The sequence below is a fragment of the Aeromonas veronii genome (assembly GCF_040215105.1).
GTDB classification, from domain to species: domain Bacteria; phylum Pseudomonadota; class Gammaproteobacteria; order Enterobacterales; family Aeromonadaceae; genus Aeromonas; species Aeromonas veronii_G.
In genome coordinates, this window is the sequence record NZ_CP157875.1 from 4,225,633 (window position 1) to 4,246,106 (window position 20,474).

Genomic DNA, 20,474 nt, shown 5'->3' on the forward strand with positions numbered 1-20,474 from the left:
GGCAGGATCCTTTTTCACTCCAACCCAGACCAGTCCCTCGACGAACCAGCGTGGCGCGCTTTGACTCCCTCACCCTGGCACGGCGCCCGGGCTGTCGGCCAGCACGGGAGCGTGCATCCCTCGTGGTGGCACCAGGGTTCGGGTATCCAGACAGATGCGAATCGCATCGGATCGCCAGTGCTCGATGTCGCAGTCCACCAGCGCCCCCGCCTCGTCGTAATTGACCCGCACCAGCCGCAGCACGGCGCTCCCCTCCGCCAGATTGAGGGCCTGGGCGATGGCTCCGCGCGCCGCCGAAGGAGTGATCTCGAGGCTGGCCCCGCCCTGGCCTATGCCATAGCGATGCCGGTAGAGCTCGGTGAGGGAGCTGGCCAGGGGGGCGCTCGCGATATCCGGGAAGCGGCTCGCCAGCAGATGATGGCTGACGTGGAGCACAGGCCGCCCGTCGATCAGCCGCTGGCGCCTGATCTCATAGAGCGGGGTAAACGGAGCCAGCCCCATCCAGTGGCAGAGCTCGCTGCTGGCCAGGGCGCTGCCGTGGGCCAAGACCCGGGTCTCTGCCATGCGCTGTTGCTCGCCAATCCACTGATGAAAATGGGTGTGGATGGCGGGGTCGTAGGTGAGCCTGGGGGGCGCCACGAACCAGCCGCGCCGCTCGGCCCGGTAGATGAGGCCATCCGCTTCGAGGCTCGAAAGCGCCTCCTTGACGGTGATGCGGGTGGTGGCGAAGCGCTCGCTCAGGGCCCGCTCGGCAGGCAGCTGCTGCCCCGCCCCCAGCTGGCCGCTGCCGATGTAACGGCGCAAGATCTGGCATATCTGTTCACTCTTGGAGGGCATTCGGCTCTGGCTCACGGTCGGGTCCTGCTGATGACTGGCCTATGCCAGCGGCGTTGGGGCAACGTTGTACCCCAACAGAATGACAAGCCGGTGACAGCGCACTCAGGTGATGCAAGAGGAACCCGCCGACCAGCGTGGCCACAACCCTTGCGCCCATTGTCATCAAACTGCCACTCAACTGCCCCGCCACCGTCACATTTGCCCCCTAGCATCCCTCTCGAACCTTAACTGACCTAGTCCAGAGGGATGGGATGATGAAAAGCGTGATCGCAAGTGCACTGGCCCTGGTGGCCATCAGCCAGCCGCTGTTGGCGGCAGACAATATCGCGGATCTGGAGAAGGCCGCCCGCGGCGAAGGCCAGCTCAATAGCGTCGGCATGCCCGACAGCTGGGCGAACTGGAAGGACACCTGGCAGCAGATCGGCAGCGTCTACGGCATCAAGCACCAGGACACCGACATGAGCTCGGCCCAGGAGATCGCCAAGTTTGCCGCCGAGAAGGCCAACGCCACCGCCGACATCGGCGATGTGGGCGGAGCCTTCGGTCCGGTCGCCGTGCAGCAAGGGGTCACCCAGCCCTACAAACCCTCCACCTGGGCGGACATTCCGAACTGGGCCAAGGACGCGGACGGCCACTGGATGCTGGCCTACACCGGCACCATCGCCTTCCTGATCAACAAGGATCTGGTCAAGGCCGCCCCCACCAGCTGGCAGTCCCTGCTGGGTGGCGATTACAAGGTGACCCTGGGTGACGTGGGTGTCGCCTCCCAGGCCAACAACGGCGTGCTGGCGGCGGCCTATGCCACCGGCGGCAGCGAGAAGAACCTGAAACCGGCGCTGGAGCTGTTCGGCAAGCTGGCCAAGCAGGGCCGCCTGTCCTTGAACGATCCCACCATCGCCAATATCGAGAAGGGAGAGGTGGAAGTGGGGGTGCTGTGGGACTTCAACGCGCTGAACTACCGCGACCAGATAGACCCCGCCAAGTTTGACGTGGTGATCCCGAGCGACGGCTCCGTCATCGCCGGTTACACCACCATCATCAACAAGTGGGCCAAGAACCCCAACGCCGCCAAGCTGGCGCGGGAGTACATCCTCTCCGATGCCGGTCAAGTCAACCTGGCCCGCGGCTATGCCCGCCCCATCCGCGACAACGTGGTGCTGCCGGATGACGTGAAGGCCAAGCTGCTGCCGACCGAGCAGTACGCCAATGCCAAGCCGGTCCAGGATCACGCCGCCTGGGAGCAGAGCTCCAAGGCCCTGCCCCGCCAGTGGCAGGAAACCGTCATGATCAACATGCAGTAAGGAATGCCAGTGCAACACAAGGTGATAGTGGTACTTGTGGATGGCCTGTCTGCCGAGGTAACCCACACCATGGGCTACCTCGAAGGCATGGTGGAGGCAGAGCGCGGCCTGTTCACGACCCTGTTCTGCGCCCTGCCCTCCCTCTCCCGGCCACTCTACGAATGCATACTGACCGGCGTGCCCCCGGTGACAAGCGGCATCACCCACAATGGGATCAGCCGCCTCAGCCAGCACGACTCCATCTTCCATCTGGCCCGCGCCGGCGGCAAACGTACCGCCGCCGCGGCCTATCACTGGGTCAGCGAACTCTACAACCAGAGCCCCTGGCAGCCGCTGCGGGATCGCTTCACCCACGACGAGCAACTGCCGATCCAGCATGGCTGTTTCTACTGGGATGACGGCTACCCCGACAGCCATCTGCTGCTGGACGGCGAGTGGCTGCGCAGCCGGTACGATCCGGACTTCCTGCTGATCCATCCCATGGGGGTGGACGATGCGGGCCACCGATTTGGCCTCGATTCCCCCCAATACCGCAACCAGGCGCGGCGCATGGACAGCCTGCTGGCCGATCTGCTGCCCCAGTGGCTGGATGAGGGGTATCAGGTGCTGATCACCTCGGATCACGGCATGAACGAGGATCGCAGCCATGGTGGCACCCTGCCCGCCGAGCGCCAGGTGCCGCTCTGGCTGTTCGGGGATGCCTTCGTGGCCCAGTGGCCGGCTGGGCCCGCAATCCAGCAGACCCAGCTCTGCGCCCTGATGGCGGACCTGCTCGGCGTGTCCCACGACAAGCCGAGGGGCCCCCAGTTGCTCAAGACGGGCCAGAACCGGGAGGTCCACTGATGATGCCTGCCGCCACTGATACCCTGACAGCACAAGGTGCGCGCCAGGGCCGCGCCCGCCGTCACTGGCTGCCCGCCCTGGTGCTGCTGCCGTTCGCGCTGCTGATGATCCTGTTCCAGCTCGCCCCCATGGTATGGGTACTGGTGGGCAGTCTGCAGACCCCGGATGGCTGGGGGCTGGGGCATTATCAGGAGATCCTGGGCTCTCCCTTCTACCTGCAATCCTTCGGCAACTCATTGCGCATCGCCGGCATCAGCAGCCTGGCGGGGCTCGCCATTGGCACCCTCGGAGCGGCGGCCCTGCGCCACAGCGGCGAGGGGGTCAAGCGCCTGCTGCTGGCCTTCGTCACCATGACCGGCAACTTCAGCGGGGTGCCGCTGGCGTTCGCCTTCATCATCATCCTCGGCATCAACGGCGCCATCACGCTCTTGCTCAAATCCTGGGGCTGGATCGACGGCTTCAACCTCTACTCCGGCAGCGGCCTCATCCTCATCTACACCTACTTCCAGATCCCCCTGGCCCTGCTGCTGCTCTACCCGGCCTTCGATGCCCTGCAGGATGACTGGCCCCAGGCCGCCGCCCTGCTCGGTGCCAGCCCGCGCCAATACGTGTGGCAGGTGGCCCTGCCGGTGCTGACCCCCGCCCTGCTCGGCACCCTGATCATCCTGTTCGCCAACGCGGTGGGGGCCTATGCCTCCGCCTATGCCCTCACCACGGGCAACTTCAACCTGGTAACCATACGAGTGGCCAGCCTGGTCTCCGGCGACATCTTCCTCGAACCGAACCTGGCGGCGGCGCTGGCGGTGATCCTGATGGTGCTGCTGGGCGTGGTGACCGCCGCCAACCAGTGGCTGCTCAAGCGAAGCTATCTGAACAAGGGGAACTCCCATGCGTGACCTGACACCGCGCTGGCCGAGGTGGGTGCTGGGCGCCCTGGTGGCGACCCTGCTGCTGCCCCTGCTGGCCACCTTCCTCTATTCGATCTCCACCCGCTGGGGCGCCACCCTGCTGCCGGATGGGCTGACCCTGGAGTGGTATCTGAAGCTCTGGGGGGATCCCCGCTTCCTCGCCGCCTTCGGTCGCAGCCTGCTGGTCTGCTTCGCCACCCTGCTGCTGGGGACGGCTGTGCTGGTTCCGACCGTGTTGGTAGTGGCTTACTACTTCCCAAGGCTGGATCCCTGGATGAATCTGCTGATCCTGCTGCCCTTCGCCGTCCCCCCCGTGGTCTCCTCGGTGGGTCTGCTGCAGATCTACGCGGACGGGCCCCTGCCTCTCATCGGCACGCCGTGGATCCTGATCGGCACCTGGTTCACCGTGGTGCTGCCCTTCATGTACCGGGCCCTGGCCAACAGCCTGCAGGGGGTGCCGCTCAAGGATCTGATGGACGCCGCCCACCTGCTCGGTGCCAGCAGCGCCCGCGCCTTCGCCCTGGTGGTGCTGCCCTGCCTGCGCAAGGGGCTGCTGGCGGCGCTGTTTCTGTCGCTCTCCTTCCTGCTCGGGGAGTTCGTGTTCGCCAACATGCTGGTGGGCACCCGCTACGAGACCCTGCAGGTCTATCTCTACAACATGAGATCCACCTCGGGCCACTTCACCAGCGCCCTGGTGATGAGTTACTTCCTGCTGACCCTGCTGCTCACCTGGGCGGCCAACAGATTCCATCGGTGACAAGTCATGTTCCACTTAGAAGTCAATCAGTTGCATAAATCCTACGGCGAGACACGGGTGTTCGAGGGGATCGAATTCGGCATCCGAAAGGGGGAGCTGGTGACCCTGCTCGGCCCCTCCGGCTGCGGCAAGTCCACCCTGCTGCGGGCCCTCGCCGGGCTCACCCCGGTGGACGGTGGCCAGATCCGGGTCATGGGAGAGGAGATCACCTGGCTGGCGCCCCAGCAGCGGGGCATCGGCATGGTGTTCCAGAGCTATGCCCTGTTCCCGAACATGACGGTGTGGGACAACGTCGCCTTCGGCCTCAAAATGAAGCCCCAACCGGGGCGGGAGCTGGCCAGCAGCGTGCGGGAGGTGCTCGACCTGGTGGAGCTCACCCTGCTGGCGAAGCGCTACCCGAGTGAACTCTCCGGCGGTCAGCGCCAACGGGTCGCCCTGGCCCGCGCCCTGGTGGTGCGCCCCCGGATCCTGCTGCTGGACGAGCCATTGTCGGCGCTGGACGCCCGCATCCGCCGCAGCCTGCGTCAACAGATCCGCGCCATCCAGCAGCACCTGGAGCTGACCACCCTGTTCGTCACCCACGATCAGGAGGAGGCGCTGACCCTGTCGGATCGGGTCTTCCTGATGGACAGGGGTCATATAGTGCAGAGCGGCAGCCCGGAGCAGATCTACACCCGGCCCGCCAACGCCTTCGTGGCGGGTTTCATCGGTCACTACAACCTGCTCGAATCCGGGCAGGCCCGTGCGCTGCTGGGGACCGACCACCACGGCAGGCTGGCCCTGCGCCCCGAGTCCATCAGCCTGCTGCCGGCCGGGAGCCAGAGCCAGGATCCCAGCCTGCCCGGCATCATTCGCCAGCAACAGCTGCTCGGCAACGTCATCCGCTACCAAGTGGAGTGCGCGGCGGGCCTGCTGACGGTGGATGCCCTCAACCGCTCGGCCTGTGAACTGCTGCCCGTGGGCACGGGCGTCACCCTGGCGATAGCCCGGGATCAGCTCTGTGAGGTAGCATAAGCTGATGAATCCTATTCTTTTTTCTACCGGCGCCCGGGTGCCGGCAACCCTCAAGAGGAGTGGACATGGCACTGGCACTGTTTGATTTGGACGAGACCCTGATCGCCGGGGACTCCGCCAGCCTCTGGCTGGCGTACATGGTGGCGGAGGGGCTGGCCCCGGAGGCCATGATTGCCGAGGAGCAGGCCATGATGTCCCTCTACCATCAGGGCAAGATGGACATGCACCAATACATGGCCTTCACCCTGCAACCCCTGGCGGGCAAGCCCAGAACCTGGCTCGACAGCCTGTGCCAGCACTTCGCCGAAGGGGTGTTGCGGGAGCGGATCTATCCGGAAGGATTGGCTCGCATCGAGTGGCATCGGCAACGAGGTGACGTCCTGGTGCTCATCTCCGCCTCCGGCGAACACCTGGTGGCCCCCATGGCCCGCATGCTGGGAATGGATCACTGCGTCGCCATCCTGCTGGATGAGGAAGAGGGCAGGCTCACCGGCCAGACCCGGGGTACCTTGAGTTTTCGGGAGGGCAAGGTCAGTCGCGTCAACCAGCTGTTCGGCGGGGAGCCTCATGTCTGGCAGGAGAGTCATGGCTACAGCGACTCCCACAACGATCTGCCACTGCTGCGGGCCGTGGCTCACCCCCATGCGGTCAACCCGGCCCCGGGCCTGCGCCAGGTTGCCGAGGAACTGGACTGGCCACGCCTCAGCTGGCAGCTGGCCGTCTGATCACCAGGAGCCCTGCCGGGCTCTTGTGCCATTCATCTGCCGCTCGCCTCTCGTCAGGGCATCGCCAGGGTGGGGAGATCGATGGGGGGACCGAAATAGAGCCGGTTCTTGCCGTCCCGCTTGGCGCGATAGACCTCCGCATCGACCAGGGTCAGCAACGCCTTGGCATCCAGACCCGGGGTGTTGGCCACCAGCCCGCCGCTGAAGGTGATCCTGAGCGCGGGCTCGCGCCACTCGAGGGCCGCCACCCGGTCCCGGTACTGCTCCAGCAGCATCTGGCAGAAGACCGCATCGGGGTTGATCAACAGCACCGTCAGCTCCTCGCCACCATAGCGGCAGACCCAGCCATGATCCCCCAGCAGCTGGGCCCCCAGATGGGCCACTCGCCTGAGCACCACGTCTCCGGTCTGGTGGCCATAGGTGTCGTTGACCCCCTTGAAGTTGTCCAGATCCAGCATGGCCAGGCAGAAGGGTTGCTGCTCCGCCAGCAGGTGATGCAGCCGCTCATCGAAGAAGCGCCGGTTGTAGAGGCCGGTCAGCTTGTCCATGTTGGCCTGCTGGCGCACCTCGTGATAATCCTTGCTCACCTCCGCCAGCTCCGCATAGACCCGGCTCAGCTCGCGCATCCCCCCCTGGGGCACACCGTCAGGCCGCAAACGACTCTCCCGGATCATGGTGGAGAGCTCGTTTTGCATGCGCCTGAAGTTGCGGGACCAGAACAGCGCCAGCAGCGCATAGAGCACGCTGGCCAGCACCACGACCCCCAGCACGTTGAAGGAGGCGCGGGTCACCACGGCCTGGAAGCTGGCCGCCGGCTGCACGCTGATCAGCACCCAGTTCCAGTGGGGCAGACGGCGGTAGGCCACGAACTGCTGGGACTCCTCGTCCAGGAAGATGCCCTCGTTGTGCTGGAAGCGGGAGAGCCACCTGGGATGCGGCATGGCCTTCATCAGCTGGTTTGCATCCGGGTAGGCCAGCACCTTGCCGGAGCGGTTGATGATCATCTGATAGCCCGCATCGGGCTGGTTGTTGAGCTGGGCGGAGAAGGGAGCCAGCACCACGTCGATGGCCACCACCCCCTTCACCTCATTTCGTTGATCGGTGAGGGCGCGAGCCAGGGAGATCACCAGGTTGCCGTCGCTGTAATCCAGATAGGGCTCAGTCCAGACCATCTTGCCCACATGCTGGCTCGCCAGCTGATACCAGGGGCGCACTCTGGGGTCAAAATCGGCGTCCGCTCGCCAGTCGGGATAGATCAGGATCTGGCGGCTGGCGGTGCCCACGTAGACGTAGATGAGATCCGCCATCATCTTCGTGTAGAGCGACCACTCCTGCCGGTAGCGATCGCCGTGCAGCACAGTGGGGCCGCTGAAGTCCTCAACCCTGACCCGTTCGTAGATCAGGCTGAATTCGCGCTCAAGTTCGTTGAGATAGGGTTCGATGAAGCCGTGTTGCAGCTGTTGATTGGTGGCGAGCAGGCGCTGGCGCAAGTCATTTTGCAGGCTGCGTTCCATGTGCAGATAGTAGATACTGCCGAGCATCAGCACCGGCAGAAATAGCAAGACAAGCCCCAGTCGCATCCTGGCAACCAGAGACCAATTCTGCGTGGTCACAATCCGCTTGTCACCCTTGGCCAATCCGGGCCCCCGCTACCGTCCGATGCGATCTGATGTCAGAATATCAGCCCTGCCAGATGGCACCAAGAGGAAGCGTGCGATGAGCAAGACGAGAAGGAACAGGCTCAGATGTTGAACCCGGATCTGCTGACGGCGCTCCATTATTGCGCCGTGATCACGCTCACCGGGGCGGTGACCTCGGTCTATTTCCTGTTCCGGCGTGGCATGTCCATCGAGCAGGTACGCAAGCTGCTGCTGGCGGACAATCTGGCGGCCCTGGCGCTGCTGCTCATCTTCATCACCGGCGTGTTGCAGGTACTCGCCCACCCCATGAGCCCCGCCGCCCTGTTCGCCAATCACGGCTATCGCACCAAGCTGCTGCTGTTCTTCGTCATGGCCATCAGCTTTGGCTACCCCAGCCGGCTGTTCCATCGCTGGCGCCGCTCCCTGCGCCAGGGGCAGGCCCCCATCGTCTCTACCCAGCAGCAGTTCTGGGTGATCTGGATCCTCAGGGGCAACCTATTGCTGCTGGCCCTGATCCCCGTGCTGGCCAGGCTGGCCAGCGGCTGAGCCAAGGTGGCGGTCACGCCTCAATCCTCATGCTGACCCAGAGCCTGCCAGCAGCCACGCCAGGGTAGCCACCTTCTCGCCACAGGTGGCGGTCACTCCGCAATCTCAGTGCTGACCCAGACCCTGCCAGCAGCCACGCCAAGGTAGCCACCTTCTCGCCACTGGTGGCGGTCACTCCGCCGCCTCGGTGCTGACTCGGGCCCGCCCGCGGTTGGGTCAGCCTGCGATCGCAAATCCCGCGACAATCCCCCCCGTACACGGGTATCGTGGTGACAGGAGCCGAGGAGTGCTCCCGTTATTGCTGCTTCAGGGATGAATTCACATGCGTTCGAACATGATGTTATTGATGGCCGCCGCCATCTGGGGGCTGGGCTTCGTGGCCCAGCGCCTGGGGATGGATCACATGGGCCCCTTCACCTTCAACGGCCTGCGCTTCCTGCTCGGCGCCCTCTCCCTGTTGCCCCTGCTGTGGTGGCTCAAGTCACGGCAACCCAGTGCGCCATCCGGGCAACCGGCCGCTGAGCGCCGCCTGCTGCTGACGGGTGGCCTGCTCGCCGGTACCGTGTTGTTCAGCGCCGCCTCCCTGCAGCAGGTGGGGCTGCTCTATACCACGGCCGCCAAGGCGGGTTTCATCACCGGGCTCTACATCATACTGGTGCCGGTCATCGGCCTGTTGTTGCGCCACAAGACGGGGGCCAATACCTGGATCGGCGCCCTCATCGCCATGGCCGGGCTCTACTATCTCAGCGTGACCGACGACTTCACCATTGGCTACGGGGATCTGTTGCAGGTCGTCGGCGCCCTGTTCTGGGCCATCCACCTGCTGGTGCTGGATCACTACTCCAACCGGGTCGCCCCCATCCGCCTCGCCGGCGTCCAGTTCGTGGTGTGCGGCCTGCTGAGCCTCGCCACCGCCTTCGTCATCGAGGTACCGACCCTCACCGGCGCCGTGGCGGGCTGGCAGGCCCTGCTCTACGCCGGTCTGGTATCGGTCGGCATCGGCTACACCCTGCAGGTGGTGGGTCAGCGCGGCGCCCATCCGGCCCACGCCGCCATCATCCTCAGCCTGGAGACCGTCTTCGCCGCCATCGGCGGTGTCTTGCTGCTCGGCGAAGTCCTGGACGAGCGCGCCATCGTCGGCTGCGCCCTGATGCTGGCGGGCATGCTCATCTCCCAGATCCGGTTGCGCTGGTGGTGGAAATCCCGCCGGGACAAGGTGCCCAGCCAGCCCTGATCCCAGGCGCCCTCTCATGGATCCGGCATGGGATCACCGACCCTGCCGACGGGGGCTCACGGGCCCGGATGCAAGAAGGAGCCATCACTGGCTCCTTCTTTATTTACTTCTCATATCGACTGACTGATGGCTAAAAAGCAGAGTCTCTGACCATCAGGCTTTGACACTGGAGCAGAAGCTCACGTCGTCTCGCAGCGGATCCTGGCTCACGCTGTGATAGAGCTCGAAACAGGGGCCGTCGCCGAAGGCCAGCCCGGCCGCCACGATGTCGCCGATATGTTCCTGCCACAGGGGTCCGTACTGGTTTCTGTCCGTGATCTCGTAGCGGGACTGGGCATAGCGACCGGCGGGGATGAGCTGGGACTCCACCTCCCCCGAGACCGCCGTGCCCGCCGGCACCGTCACCCCGATGTCGGTACGGCACAGGGCGGGGGCCGTCACCTCCGGGTTGTCGTGGTAGATGAAGATCCACTCCCCCCCCGCCAGGCCACGCGCCGCCGCCCACTGGTAGAGGCGCTGGCAGACCGGGTCATAGCCCTCGCCATAAGGGCCGGTGACACGAATGTAGGCCAGGGTACGGGCACTCATCTGTTCGGTTTTCATCCTGAAACTCCTCTCGTTTGACTGACCCCCATCATGCCCGCGCCCCTCGGGAAGGGCGTGTCCATCCTTGCCAACAAGGTGTCCAGCCTTGCTGTTTGGCAGCCGCTCCGGGTGGCGGCGCACCTCCCCCGGGGTCATGGCGAACTGCTTGCGAAACGCCTTGGCAAAGGCCTGGGAGCTGGAGAAACCCGCCGCCAGCGCCACACTGGTGACCGGCGCCTTGCCGTAGCGCAGGGCGGCGCAGGCCCGCTCAAGGCGCAGCCGACGCTGCATCTCGCCCGGGGACTCGCCGGTCACGGCGGTGAAGACCCGGTGGAAGTGGTAGCAGGAGAGGCAGGCCAGCGCCGCCACCTCGTTCAGGCTCAGCTCGGGATCCTGCTCCAGCGCCCGGATGGCGGGCCGCAAACGGGCATGGTAATCGATCATGACAAGTTCACTCTCATGGCAGTCACAGTCTCACGGCAGGCGCACCCGCCCCATGTGCAGGGCATCGACGAAGCGCCCCTCGCGATAGGCGTAGGCGGGGGATCGCCCCTCCTCCACGAAGCCATGCTTGCGATAGAGGGCGATGGCGGGGGCGTTGTCACTGAAAACGGTCAGCTCCAGGCGCTGCAGGTTGAGCCAGTTGTCCGCCAGATCCACCGCCGCCCCCAGCAGGGCCGAGCCCACCCCGCGGCCAGCCCAGTCATCCCGCACCCCCATGCCAAAAGAGGCCACATGGCGGCGCCGCGGGTTCGGCTCGACAGAGAGCCTGAGATCCCCCACCAGCAGATCGTCGACCATGGCCACCAGGCCGTAGCCGCTACGCTCCGCCAGCCGCTGCTGCCACATGGCCAGGGTCGGATAGGGCAGCTGCAAGGTGCCCGCCTGGGCTTTGGGCATGGCATAGAGATCCCGCAGCCCCTCGGCATCGCCGACCTCCGTCTGACGGATCCTGATCTCAACCATCTTCTCTCCTCCCTGCGCTGTGAATATCCGTCCAACATAGCGCCCTTTGCGTCCACCGCCAACTCCATTTGGTTCATCTATCAAACACTTAGGCATGGCCGATTGGCCCCGCTTTCGCCCCTTGGGTAGAGTGCCTCCATCAACACAAGGAGCCGCATCATGACCGACAAGACCCTGCACAGCGCCAATGGCGCCCCCGTCGTCGACAACAACAACAGCCTCACCGCCGGCCCCCGTGGCCCGGTGCTGATGCAAGACATCTGGTTGATGGAGAAGCTCGCCCACTTCGATCGTGAGCGCATCCCGGAGCGAGTAGTCCACGCCAAGGGCTCGGGCGCCTACGGCACCTTCACCGTGACCCACGACATCAGCGCGTTCAGCAAGGCCGACCTGTTCAACGCCGTCGGCAAGCAGACCCCGGTGTTCCTGCGCTTCTCCACCGTGGCCGGTGAGAAGGGGGCCGCCGATGCCGAGCGCGACGTGCGCGGCTTCGCCCTCAAGTTCTACACCGAGCAGGGCAACTGGGATCTGGTGGGCAACAACACTCCGGTCTTCTTCATCCGCGATCCGCTGAAATTCCCGGACTTCATCCACACCCAGAAGCGGGATCCCCGCACCAACCTGCGCAGCGCCACCGCCGCCTGGGACTTCTGGTCCCGCCACCCGGAGTCACTGCACCAGGTCACCATCCTCTTCAGCGACCGCGGCATCCCCAAGAGCCTGCGGGAGATGAACGGCTACGGCAGCCACACCTTCAGCTTCATCAACGACGCCAACGAGCGCTTCTGGGTCAAGTTCCACTTCAAGACCGAGCAGGACCACAGTTTCTACACCGATGAAGAGGCCGCCACCGCCGTCGGTCAGGACAGGGAAACCAGCCAGGCGGATCTGTTCAACGCCATAGAGCGGGGCGACTTCCCGCGCTGGAAGGTCTATGTGCAGGTGATGCCGGAGGCCGAGGCCCACACCTACGCGATCCACCCCTTCGATCTCACCAAGGTGTGGCCCCACAAGGACTACCCGCTGATCCCGCTCGGGGTGCTGGAACTCAACAAGAACCCGGACAACTACTTCGCCCACGTGGAGCAGGCCGCCTTCACCCCGGCCAACGTGGTGCCCGGCATCGGCTTCTCGCCGGATCGCATGTTGCAGGGGCGGCTCTTCTCCTACGGCGACACCCAGCGCTACCGCCTCGGGGTGAACCACGGCCTGCTGCCGGTCAACGCCCCGCGCTGCCCGTTCAGTGGTGCCCACCGCGACGGCGCCATGCGAGCAGACAGCAACGGCGGCGCCAGCCCCAACTATCAGCCGAACCGTTTTGGCACCCAGACCCCGAGCGGCCAGCACGAACCGGCCCTGAGCCTGGAAGGGGCGGCCCTGCACTACGATTTTCGCGACTATGACAGCGACTACTACAGCCAGCCGGGGGATCTGTTCCGCCTGATGGATGAGGCACAGCGTGCACGCCTCGCCGCCAACCTGGCGCGATCCTTGGTCAACGTGGAAGATGACGCCATCGTCAGCGCCCAGTTGAAGCACTTCGAGCAGGCGGATCCTGAATACGCCAGGCGCATCGAGCTGGCACTGGCCGCACTGCAGCGCTAACCATCTGACAGGCAATAAAAAAGGAGGCCAAACGGCCTCCTTTTCTGTTCCTGGAAACAGGTAGATACGGGGCCCTGAGGCCCCGCATCTATTTAATCATCAATCCCGAACGGAACGCGCTTCGCGCTCTGCCCGTTCCCGTACCAACAGGCGTTTATACCACCAGCTACTGCGACGACGTTGCATATTGGAGGAGCGACGAGCCATTTGCTTAGATCCCAGTCGAGAGAAGAAAGTGCCGCATTATGCGATAGAGATCACGCCCGTGTCTGTAGCTGGATCAAGAAAACGCTCACTGACCCACGACGATCGTCTGCCGATTGGGGGCCCTCTGCGGGGCGCTCTGATACAACTGAGGCTCACGCCAGGCCAACGGGCCGTTGCTCTCCTGCGGATCCTGCGGGGCGCACTCCAGCCAGATATCCCCCAGCTGGATGCGGGCCCCCGGGGAGAACTTTTGATCCTGATACCAGCAGACCCGTTCCGGCAGGGAGCCAAGGGGCAGCACCAGATCCGCGCCCACCGAATGGCGAGCTGGGGTCTGCACCTTGACCGGATCCGCCAGGGCACCGGCGATCCCGGCAAGGGCAAACAGCGGGAGTACGAATTTAATCATGACAAGCGACCTGTGACGAAAGAACCCGATCCATAAAGGCGACCATCGCCGTCGTCTACTTGACCAAAAAGTGACGGCCCATCTGGCATTCCGGGGGCAATATGGTAGCCTGCCAGCGCCCGCTGGCTCCATCCATCGAGCAGGCGAACCAGTTCAGGTGATACTGTCGGGAATGCACAGAATATTACCTTATTAATCAAATAATTATTGGATATGTTGTCAATGCGTATCATGCCGTTGCTCAAGGCTGCCTGCCTGAGCCTGATGTTGTCAGCCTGCGTTGCCCCCCTCCTGCTGATGAGCCCCACCAGTCAACTGATGTGGGCCCTACTCAAGCCCCTTGTCGGTTTCGACCCGAACGAGGCGAATCTGTTCGAGCAGCCGATCATCAAGGATCGGATGACCGCCATGCTGGGCCCCAACTACGACACCACCATGCAGTTGCTCAAGACCGCCAATGAGCTGCAACAGGAGGGGCCGCTGTTCTACGTGGTCTCCCGCTATGCCCCCGTGCCGGATATCGCCAAGCAGGCAGGCATGGTGTGGAACGCCGACACCAACCAGCTCGCCGTCATGCTGCAAAAAGGGGACGGGGCGACCCAGGTATTCGGTGAGAACACGAATGGGGCCACCCCCACCTGGCCCAGCACCATGCAGGATTGGCAGAGCGCCAGCCCTGCCGCCACCGCCCTCGGCGGGGTCGGCAAGGCCATGACGGGATCCGGCGGCTCATTGCTAGGCAACATGGTGGGCGCCATGCAGCAGAGTGCGACCCAGGCCATTTCCGGCTCCGCCAGGCAGGCGGTCGACGGCGCCACCGGCGCGGCGACCCAGCAGGTGAACAAGAGCCTCACCGGCACCCTGCAACAGGCCAACCAGGCGGTGACGGATTCCGCCAAACGGGCGGTCGGCGACGCGACCACCGGCGTTCAGCAGCAGGCCACCAAGGCGGTCACCGACGGTGCCAAGCAGGCGGTCAGCAGCGCGACCATCGGCGTTCAGCAGCAGGCCACCAAGGCGGCCACCGACAACGCCAAGCCGGCCGTCAGCGGCGCGACCACCAGCGTTCAGCAGCAGGCCACCAAGACTGTCACCGACGGCGCCAAACAGGCCGTCAGCGGCGCGACCAGCACTCAGCAGCAGGCCGCCAAGGCGGCCACCGACGGCGCCAAGCAGGCCGTCAGCGGCGCCACCAGCACTCAGCAGCAGGCCGCCAAGGCGGCCACCGACGGCGCCAAGCAGGCCGTCAGCGGCGCCACCAGCACTCAGCAGCAGGCCGCCAAGGCGGTGAGCGATGCCGCCACCTTGCAGCAGCAAGCCATTCAGGCCGTGAGCAAGGGAGCCAAACAGGCGAGCGGTGCAGCAGCCACCGTCCAGCAACAGGCTACCCAGGCCGTGACCAACGGGGCCAAGCAGGCGAGCGGCGCGGCAGCCACCGTCCAGCAACAGGCCAGCAAGGCGGCCACCGACAGCGCCAAACAAACAACGAGCGCCGCCGCCGGGGCGGTGAAGGCGGAAGCCGACAAGCTGGAGAGCCAGGCTGCCGAGCAGGGCAACCAGGCCAGGGCGGATGCAGAAGCGGAGCTTGAAAAGCTACTCAACTAATCCATGGCGATATATTCCACCATGCAAACAGGGCACCCCGGGGTGCCCTGTTGTTTATCCGCGATGAGGCAGTGAACCTTAGAGGTGACGATCCTGCTCGTCCGACTTGGCAACCTTGTCTTCGCTGTGTTCGATGGCGGTGCGGATAAGATCGACCCCGGCCCGGATGATCAAGACCCCCATGTTGACCAGCTTGACGCAGACCCACATGAAGGTGATGAGCAGTATCAGCTTGAGCACCGTCTGGAACGCTTCCAGGAAGTTCTGTTCCAGCTGGTTGGTGAGGCCGTTGGCACTGGTCATCAGCCAGGTGTACACCTCGCGCACGAAGGGGATGCGGCTTGGCATCTCCAGTACGTCCAGCGCGGCGGGCAACGCCTGGAAGATGACGATGCTGCCGAACAGTATCAAGATGACGCCGATGGCGACCCCGAGGAAAAAGCCAAACTGTCTCATGGAAAGCCCCAAGATGAGTTGAGTGAAAGGAACAATAGCCGCCAATACTAGGGACTGCCTCTGCCAACGGCAATCCTTGCGGCCCAGATTGGCCCTGCGCTGCGTCAGTTGCGACAGGGATGCGTCGGTAAACATTGCCCAAGTCGCTGATTTCTGTGACCCTTGCCCTATTCCCCAGCCCCACGGACCCGCCATGATCCGCGCCTGTTTTTTCCTGTTTCTGCTGCTGTCGCCCCTGCTCGCCGTCCAGGCCGGGCAAGCGCCTCCCAGCGCGGCCGCCTGCGTGATCCGCCACCAGCAACAACTGCTGCTGGTGCAAGACAGGATCTCCGGCCGCTACAGCCTGAGCGGCGGCTACATCGACGAGGGGGAGACCCCGGCGCAGGCGGCCCTGCGGGAGCTCTACGAGGAGACAGGGTTGCCGGGGCGCATCACCGCCGAGCTGGGACGCTGGCAGCGGGCCCAGCTGTTCGCCTGCCAGACACTGGCCCCCATCCAGGCCCAGCGAGGTTCGGGCTTTGTCTCCCTGTTGCAAGCCCCGAACCTCGGCGGTGAAATTCTCAACGCTAGGCTGATAGAACCGGCCTTGCTGCCAGATGACCAGCGGCGCTTCCCTGCGCAGCTCGACTGGCTGGCCCCCAGGCTCGGGGAGGTACCCGAGAGCCCGGTCGCCTGGCAAACGGATTTCAGCGCGCACACCAGTCCATTGCACAGAACCGAGCTGCCCCTGATCCAGCGTCTGCAGCGCTGGCTCGGGCCCAACGCCCAGTGGCTGGAGGCTGGCAACCTGCTCGGCAGCGCCCCGGCGCAACTCGCTCTCGCCCTGTTGCTGCTCCCCCTGCTGGGCTGGCAGAGACTCCGGAGACTGCTGTTTGCCATGGGGTTGCTCACCCTGCTGGTGCAGCTCGCCAAGGAGGGAGTGGGCTGGCCCAGACCCTTCCACCTGGATCCTGCCCTCGGCCAGCGCAGTGCCCAGGGCTTTGGCATGCCGAGCGGCCACACCGCCTCCGCCCTGCTCTGCTGGGGCATGGTGCTCGGCTGGCTGCCCGGGCTCAGGGCCTGGCAGAGCCTCAGTCTGGCGCTGCTGTTGGCGGCCCTGGCCGGGCTGGCCCGGGTCTGGCTCGGGGTGCATTTCATCTCGGACGTGGTGGCGGGGCTGGGGCTCGGTGCCCTGCTGCTGGCCCTGCGTACCCCGCTCTGCGCCCTGGCGGACCGGCAGGCCCCCTGGTGGGCCCTCCTCCTCGCCAGCCTGATCGGGGCCTGGTTCACCCAGTCCAGCGCCCTGGCCGGGCTCACCATGTTCACCCTGGGGCTGGTATCGGGTAATCTGTTCCCACTCGAACGACACCCAGTCCCGCCCCTCGGCGGTCCCTTGCTGGCGCTGACCGGCAGCCTGGGTATCGGCGGCCTGCTGCTCGTCCTGCCCCTGCTTACCAGCAGTTCCCTGCTGATATTGGCGGGGCAGGGTGTGCTGCTGGGTTGCCTGGGGCTCTGGCTCAGTGCCGGCCTCTGGTGGTCACTGCGTTTCATCAACCCCGGCTCCCGATCCCGGGGCCCAACCCCTCATTAAAGGGAATGCGATAGCTATGAAAAAAGTGGATTTGGCCAAGATCACCCTGGGTGTGCTGTTCCTCAGCCTGCTCATCGTCTCGTGTTTCATGGTGCTGCGCCCCTTCCTGCCCGCCCTGGTGTGGGCCACCATGATCACCATCGCCACCTGGCCGCTGATGCAGATGGCCCAGCGCCTGTTGTGGGGCAAACGGGCCCTTGCCGCGCTGCTGATGAGCAGCATACTGCTGCTGATGTTCGTCATTCCGCTGTTCATGACCCTGGCCAACGTGGCGGAGAAGGCACCCATGCTGATAGAGCTCGGCACCGAGCTCAGCCACTCGCCGCCCCCCGAGCTGCTCTGGCTGCAACAGGTGCCGGTGGTCGGTGACAAGCTGTATGAGTTCTGGCAGCAAATCCTGGCGAGCGGCGGCCAGGTACTGTTTGCCAAGCTGGCCCCCTACTTCGGTCAGACCGCCCGCTGGCTGGCGGCTCAGGCGGGCAACCTCGGCCTGCTGTTCGTCCACTTCATGCTGACCGTGGCCATCTGCGGCCTGCTCTACCACTCCGGCGAGAAGGCCGCCGACGGCATCCGCCGTTTCGCCCACCGGCTGGCGGGGCAGCGCGGCGACAACGCCACAGTGCTCGCTTCACAGGCCATCCGGGCCGTCGCCATGGGGGTCGTGGTCACCGCCCTGGTGCAATCCTCGGTGGCGGGCTTTGGCCTGCTCATCGCCGGCATCCCCTACACCATGATCCTGGTGGTGCTGATGTTCCTGCTGATCGTGGCCCAGATCGGCCCCTTCCCCGTGCTGCTGGCCAGCGTCGGCTACCTCTACTGGAGCGGTGACACCACCTGGGGCACCTTCCTGCTGGTCTGGTCCGTGCTGGCGGGCACCATGGACAACTTCCTGCGCCCCTTCCTCATCAAGCGGGGTGCCGACCTGCCCCTCATCCTGATCCTGGTCGGGGTCATCGGCGGCCTGCTGGCCATGGGGATCATCGGCCTCTTCATCGGCCCCGTGGTGCTGGCGGTGGGTTACACCCTGCTGGATGCCTGGATCAAGGAGGATGAACATCCCGCCAGCGACCAGCCGGCACAACCCCAGGGCAAGGTGGTAGCGCCACCCCAGGAGAAGGCGCTGCCATGATGTGACACGCCGCCCTCGGGCGGCGTTTTGTTTTCAAGATCAAGGTGTAGGCTCTGACCCCTGGATAGTCTCAACATTAGCCTAGAACCAAAGTTCGAATCCCTTGCGACAAATCCGAACCAGGGTTCGAATCGCCAACCTCCCTCCCCTACCTCCCCGGCGCCCATATCGCCACAATGCCTCCAACACTTCGGAGGAACACAAGATGAACGAACTGAGAGCAACACGCGCCCTGATCACCGGCGGCGCGAGCGGTATCGGACTGGCCATCGCCGAGGCCCTGGCCCGTGAGGGGGTGGAACTTGTCCTGGCGTCCCGTCGCCAGTCATTGCTGGAGCAAGAGGCCGCTCGCCTGAGCGCGAAATACGGGGTGAGAGTGCTGCCCCTGGTGCTGGATGTGTGCGACGGCCCCCAGGTGCGTGCCCAGCACGCCCAGGCCAGCGCCCTGCTCGGCCCCATCGATCTGCTGATCAACAACAGCGGGGTCGGCAGCGACCATCTGGTGCAGGATCTGCCGGAATCGGAGTGGGACAGGGTGATGAACACCTGCGCCAAGGGGACCTTCCTGCTGACCCAGGCCTGCCTGCCGGACATGCTGGCCCGCCGCCACGGCACCATCATCAACATCGCCTCCCAGGCCGCCAAGCACGGTTACGCTAGGGCCAACGTCTACTGCGCTGCCAAGTTTGCGGTGCTGGGCTTCGCCAAGGCGCTGCGGGAAGAGGTGCAACATCAGGGCATCAGGGTGCATACCCTCTGCCCCGGCCTGGTACAGGTGCCGCCCCCGACCTGCGCCAGTGAGCGCAAGCCCGGCTGGTTACAGGTGGAAGATCTGGCCGAGGCCGTGCTCTACACCCTGCGCCAACCCGCCCACGTCCAGCTCGACGAGATCGGCATGACGGGGATCTGACCCAGGTGCGCCATCTTACGACAGCAATGACAAGGGGCACCGAGGCGCCCCTTTAGTATTTCATTCCGGCATAAACAGCCAGAGCAGGATATCAGGCAGGCTGATGCAGGGTGATGCAGTGGATGCCACCGCCACCGGCGGCCACAGGATCTATATCGATCTGCACTATCTTGCGACCCGGATAGAGACGGGCCAGCAGATCCCGGCAGTAACGGTCGGCCTTGGCATCCCCGAACTGGGGGGTGATGACGGCGCCGTTGATGGGCAGGTAGTTGATGTAACCGGCGGCAAAGTCCGGGCTGCGGCTGAATTTATTGTCTCGCCCACCGAGCGGGGGTGGCAGCTGATGCAGCTCCAGCTTGTTGCCATCGGCGTCCGCCGCCTGCTGCAAGATGGCCAGGTGCTGGCGGGTCACCTTGTAGTCGTAGGAGTCGGGATCATTGTCCATGTTGATCACCACCACCCCGGGGCGCACGAAGCGGGCGTAGAAGTCTACGTGGGCGTCCGTGATGTCACGGCCCTTGATCCCCGGCAGCCAGATGATCTTGCGCAGCCCCAGGTTGGCCTTGAGCTCCGCCTCCACCTGAGCCTTGGTAAGGCCCGGATTGCGGTTGCTGTTGATCCAGCTGCTCTCGGTCATGATGGCGGTGCCGTTGCCGTCCACCTCTATGCCGCCCCCCTCGCCGATGAGATCGCTCTGCTGGTAATAAGCGTCCGCCTGACGGCTCACCAGGGAGGCTATCCTGGCGTCATAGCTGTGCTCCTGCTTGTCTCCCCAACCGTTGAAGTTGAAGTCCACCAGCCCGAGCTCCCCCTGCTCATCCTGCACGAAGACGCCGCCGGTATCCCGCAGCCAGATGTCATCCATCACGGCGTGGATGAAGTGGGTGTTGCGCTCGCCGCACAGCTGGCGCGCCAGATCCTCTTCTTCCTCGTGACAGAGCACGTTGACCCGGGTGTAGGGGGCCATGGCTTTCACCAAGCGGCCTATGGTGGCCTGCACGTCCTTGTAGTTGCGACCCCAGATCTCGCTGTTGGCGCCAAAAGCCACCCAGACCTGAGCCTGGGGGGAGGACTCTTCCGGCATGTGGTAGCGACCGGCGACACTGCTCTCGCCGGCGGCGAAGGCCGAGCGGGCGCCGGGCAGGCTGCCAAACCCGGCGATGGCGCCGAGGGCGACCAGCTGTTTCAATACATGGCGTCGGGAAAACATCTTTCTACTCCTAA

Annotated in this window: 20 protein-coding genes and 1 pseudogene; 13 read left to right on the forward strand and 8 right to left on the reverse strand. The window is 64.8% G+C overall.

Features of this window, described 5'->3' with window-relative positions; all coding sequences use genetic code 11:
• Positions 1 to 69 precede the first annotated feature (69 nt).
• Positions 70 to 837 (reverse strand): UTRA domain-containing protein, encoded by a 768-nt coding sequence (locus ABNP46_RS19535; RefSeq protein WP_349922588.1) that lies wholly within the window; start codon positions 835 to 837, stop codon positions 70 to 72.
• Positions 838 to 1,091: 254 nt separating this feature from the next.
• On the opposite strand from ABNP46_RS19535, the gene ABNP46_RS19540 reads away from it, so the two are divergent.
• The 6 genes from ABNP46_RS19540 (at position 1,092) to ABNP46_RS19565 (ending at position 6,385) form a co-directional block, all read left to right on the forward strand.
• A complete protein-coding gene (locus ABNP46_RS19540; protein WP_349920043.1) occupies positions 1,092 to 2,138 on the forward strand; it encodes an ABC transporter substrate-binding protein in 1,047 nt (348 codons plus the stop codon).
• A 9-nt stretch (positions 2,139 to 2,147) separates the two neighbouring features.
• Positions 2,148 to 2,981, forward strand: a complete 834-nt coding sequence (locus ABNP46_RS19545; protein WP_349920045.1) for an alkaline phosphatase family protein — start codon at positions 2,148 to 2,150, stop codon at positions 2,979 to 2,981.
• A complete protein-coding gene (locus ABNP46_RS19550; protein WP_349920047.1) occupies positions 2,981 to 3,877 on the forward strand; it encodes an ABC transporter permease in 897 nt (298 codons plus the stop codon). Before ABNP46_RS19545 ends, ABNP46_RS19550 begins: the two co-directional genes overlap by 1 nt.
• Positions 3,870 to 4,646 (forward strand): ABC transporter permease, encoded by a 777-nt coding sequence (locus ABNP46_RS19555; RefSeq protein WP_349920049.1) that lies wholly within the window; start codon positions 3,870 to 3,872, stop codon positions 4,644 to 4,646. Before ABNP46_RS19550 ends, ABNP46_RS19555 begins: the two co-directional genes overlap by 8 nt.
• Positions 4,647 to 4,652: 6 nt before the next feature.
• Positions 4,653 to 5,660: an ABC transporter ATP-binding protein gene (locus tag ABNP46_RS19560; protein ID WP_349920051.1), complete on the forward strand. Its 1,008-nt coding sequence runs from the start codon at positions 4,653 to 4,655 to the stop codon at positions 5,658 to 5,660.
• Positions 5,661 to 5,725: 65 nt separating this feature from the next.
• Positions 5,726 to 6,385: an HAD family hydrolase gene (locus ABNP46_RS19565; protein ID WP_349920052.1), complete on the forward strand. Its 660-nt coding sequence runs from the start codon at positions 5,726 to 5,728 to the stop codon at positions 6,383 to 6,385.
• Positions 6,386 to 6,438: 53 nt separating this feature from the next.
• On the opposite strand, the gene ABNP46_RS19570 is transcribed toward ABNP46_RS19565, so the two are convergent.
• Positions 6,439 to 7,965, reverse strand: a complete 1,527-nt coding sequence (locus ABNP46_RS19570; protein WP_349922590.1) for a sensor domain-containing diguanylate cyclase — start codon at positions 7,963 to 7,965, stop codon at positions 6,439 to 6,441.
• Positions 7,966 to 8,130: 165 nt separating this feature from the next.
• Between ABNP46_RS19570 and ABNP46_RS19575 the strand changes: the two genes are divergently transcribed.
• On the forward strand, positions 8,131 to 8,571 hold the full coding sequence (locus tag ABNP46_RS19575; RefSeq protein ID WP_349920054.1) for a DUF2214 family protein: 441 nt from the start codon (positions 8,131 to 8,133) through the stop codon (positions 8,569 to 8,571).
• A 322-nt stretch (positions 8,572 to 8,893) separates the two neighbouring features.
• Positions 8,894 to 9,805: a DMT family transporter gene (locus tag ABNP46_RS19580; RefSeq protein WP_349920056.1), complete on the forward strand. Its 912-nt coding sequence runs from the start codon at positions 8,894 to 8,896 to the stop codon at positions 9,803 to 9,805.
• A 153-nt stretch (positions 9,806 to 9,958) separates the two neighbouring features.
• On the opposite strand, the gene ABNP46_RS19585 is transcribed toward ABNP46_RS19580, so the two are convergent.
• Positions 9,959 to 10,834 (reverse strand): AraC family transcriptional regulator, encoded by an 876-nt coding sequence (locus ABNP46_RS19585; protein ID WP_349920057.1) that lies wholly within the window; start codon positions 10,832 to 10,834, stop codon positions 9,959 to 9,961.
• A 30-nt stretch (positions 10,835 to 10,864) separates the two neighbouring features.
• Positions 10,865 to 11,356: a GNAT family N-acetyltransferase gene (locus tag ABNP46_RS19590; protein ID WP_349920059.1), complete on the reverse strand. Its 492-nt coding sequence runs from the start codon at positions 11,354 to 11,356 to the stop codon at positions 10,865 to 10,867.
• 159 nt (positions 11,357 to 11,515) lie between these two features.
• Here ABNP46_RS19590 and ABNP46_RS19595 point away from each other — a divergent pair, with 159 nt between their 5' ends.
• Positions 11,516 to 12,961 (forward strand): catalase, encoded by a 1,446-nt coding sequence (locus ABNP46_RS19595; protein ID WP_349920060.1) that lies wholly within the window; start codon positions 11,516 to 11,518, stop codon positions 12,959 to 12,961.
• A 292-nt stretch (positions 12,962 to 13,253) separates the two neighbouring features.
• Here ABNP46_RS19595 and ABNP46_RS19600 read toward each other — a convergent pair whose 3' ends face one another.
• On the reverse strand, positions 13,254 to 13,577 hold the full coding sequence (locus ABNP46_RS19600) for a YnjH family protein (RefSeq protein WP_349920061.1): 324 nt from the start codon (positions 13,575 to 13,577) through the stop codon (positions 13,254 to 13,256).
• Positions 13,574 to 13,810: a hypothetical protein gene (locus tag ABNP46_RS19605; RefSeq protein WP_349920063.1), complete on the reverse strand. Its 237-nt coding sequence runs from the start codon at positions 13,808 to 13,810 to the stop codon at positions 13,574 to 13,576. Before ABNP46_RS19605 ends, ABNP46_RS19600 begins: the two co-directional genes overlap by 4 nt.
• Between ABNP46_RS19605 and ABNP46_RS19610 the strand changes: the two are divergent.
• Positions 13,800 to 14,930: pseudogene (locus ABNP46_RS19610) on the forward strand (hypothetical protein); the annotation flags it as partial. The gene ABNP46_RS19605 and the pseudogene ABNP46_RS19610 sit on opposite strands and share 11 nt — an antisense overlap.
• A gap of 330 nt (positions 14,931 to 15,260) precedes the next feature.
• On the opposite strand, the gene ABNP46_RS19615 reads toward ABNP46_RS19610, so the two are convergent.
• Complete coding sequence (locus ABNP46_RS19615; RefSeq protein ID WP_349920064.1) at positions 15,261 to 15,638, reverse strand: hypothetical protein; 378 nt, start codon at positions 15,636 to 15,638, stop codon at positions 15,261 to 15,263.
• 193 nt (positions 15,639 to 15,831) lie between these two features.
• On the opposite strand from ABNP46_RS19615, the gene ABNP46_RS19620 reads away from it, so the two are divergent.
• The 3 genes from ABNP46_RS19620 to ABNP46_RS19630 all read left to right on the forward strand — a co-directional run bounded on the left by ABNP46_RS19620 (position 15,832) and on the right by ABNP46_RS19630 (position 19,247).
• Positions 15,832 to 17,208, forward strand: a complete 1,377-nt coding sequence (locus ABNP46_RS19620; RefSeq protein ID WP_349920066.1) for a bifunctional NUDIX hydrolase/phosphatase PAP2 family protein — start codon at positions 15,832 to 15,834, stop codon at positions 17,206 to 17,208.
• Between the two features lie 10 nt (positions 17,209 to 17,218).
• Positions 17,219 to 18,337, forward strand: a complete 1,119-nt coding sequence (gene ydiK / locus ABNP46_RS19625) for an AI-2E family transporter YdiK (RefSeq protein WP_349922592.1) — start codon at positions 17,219 to 17,221, stop codon at positions 18,335 to 18,337.
• A 205-nt stretch (positions 18,338 to 18,542) separates the two neighbouring features.
• Positions 18,543 to 19,247 carry an SDR family oxidoreductase gene (locus ABNP46_RS19630; protein ID WP_349920067.1) on the forward strand — a complete coding sequence of 235 codons (705 nt, stop codon included), beginning with the start codon at positions 18,543 to 18,545 and terminating at the stop codon, positions 19,245 to 19,247.
• Between the two features lie 91 nt (positions 19,248 to 19,338).
• Here ABNP46_RS19630 and ABNP46_RS19635 read toward each other — a convergent pair whose 3' ends face one another.
• Positions 19,339 to 20,460, reverse strand: coding sequence for an agmatine deiminase family protein (locus tag ABNP46_RS19635; RefSeq protein ID WP_349920069.1), 1,122 nt, complete (start codon positions 20,458 to 20,460; stop codon positions 19,339 to 19,341).
• Positions 20,461 to 20,474: the final 14 nt, after the last annotated feature.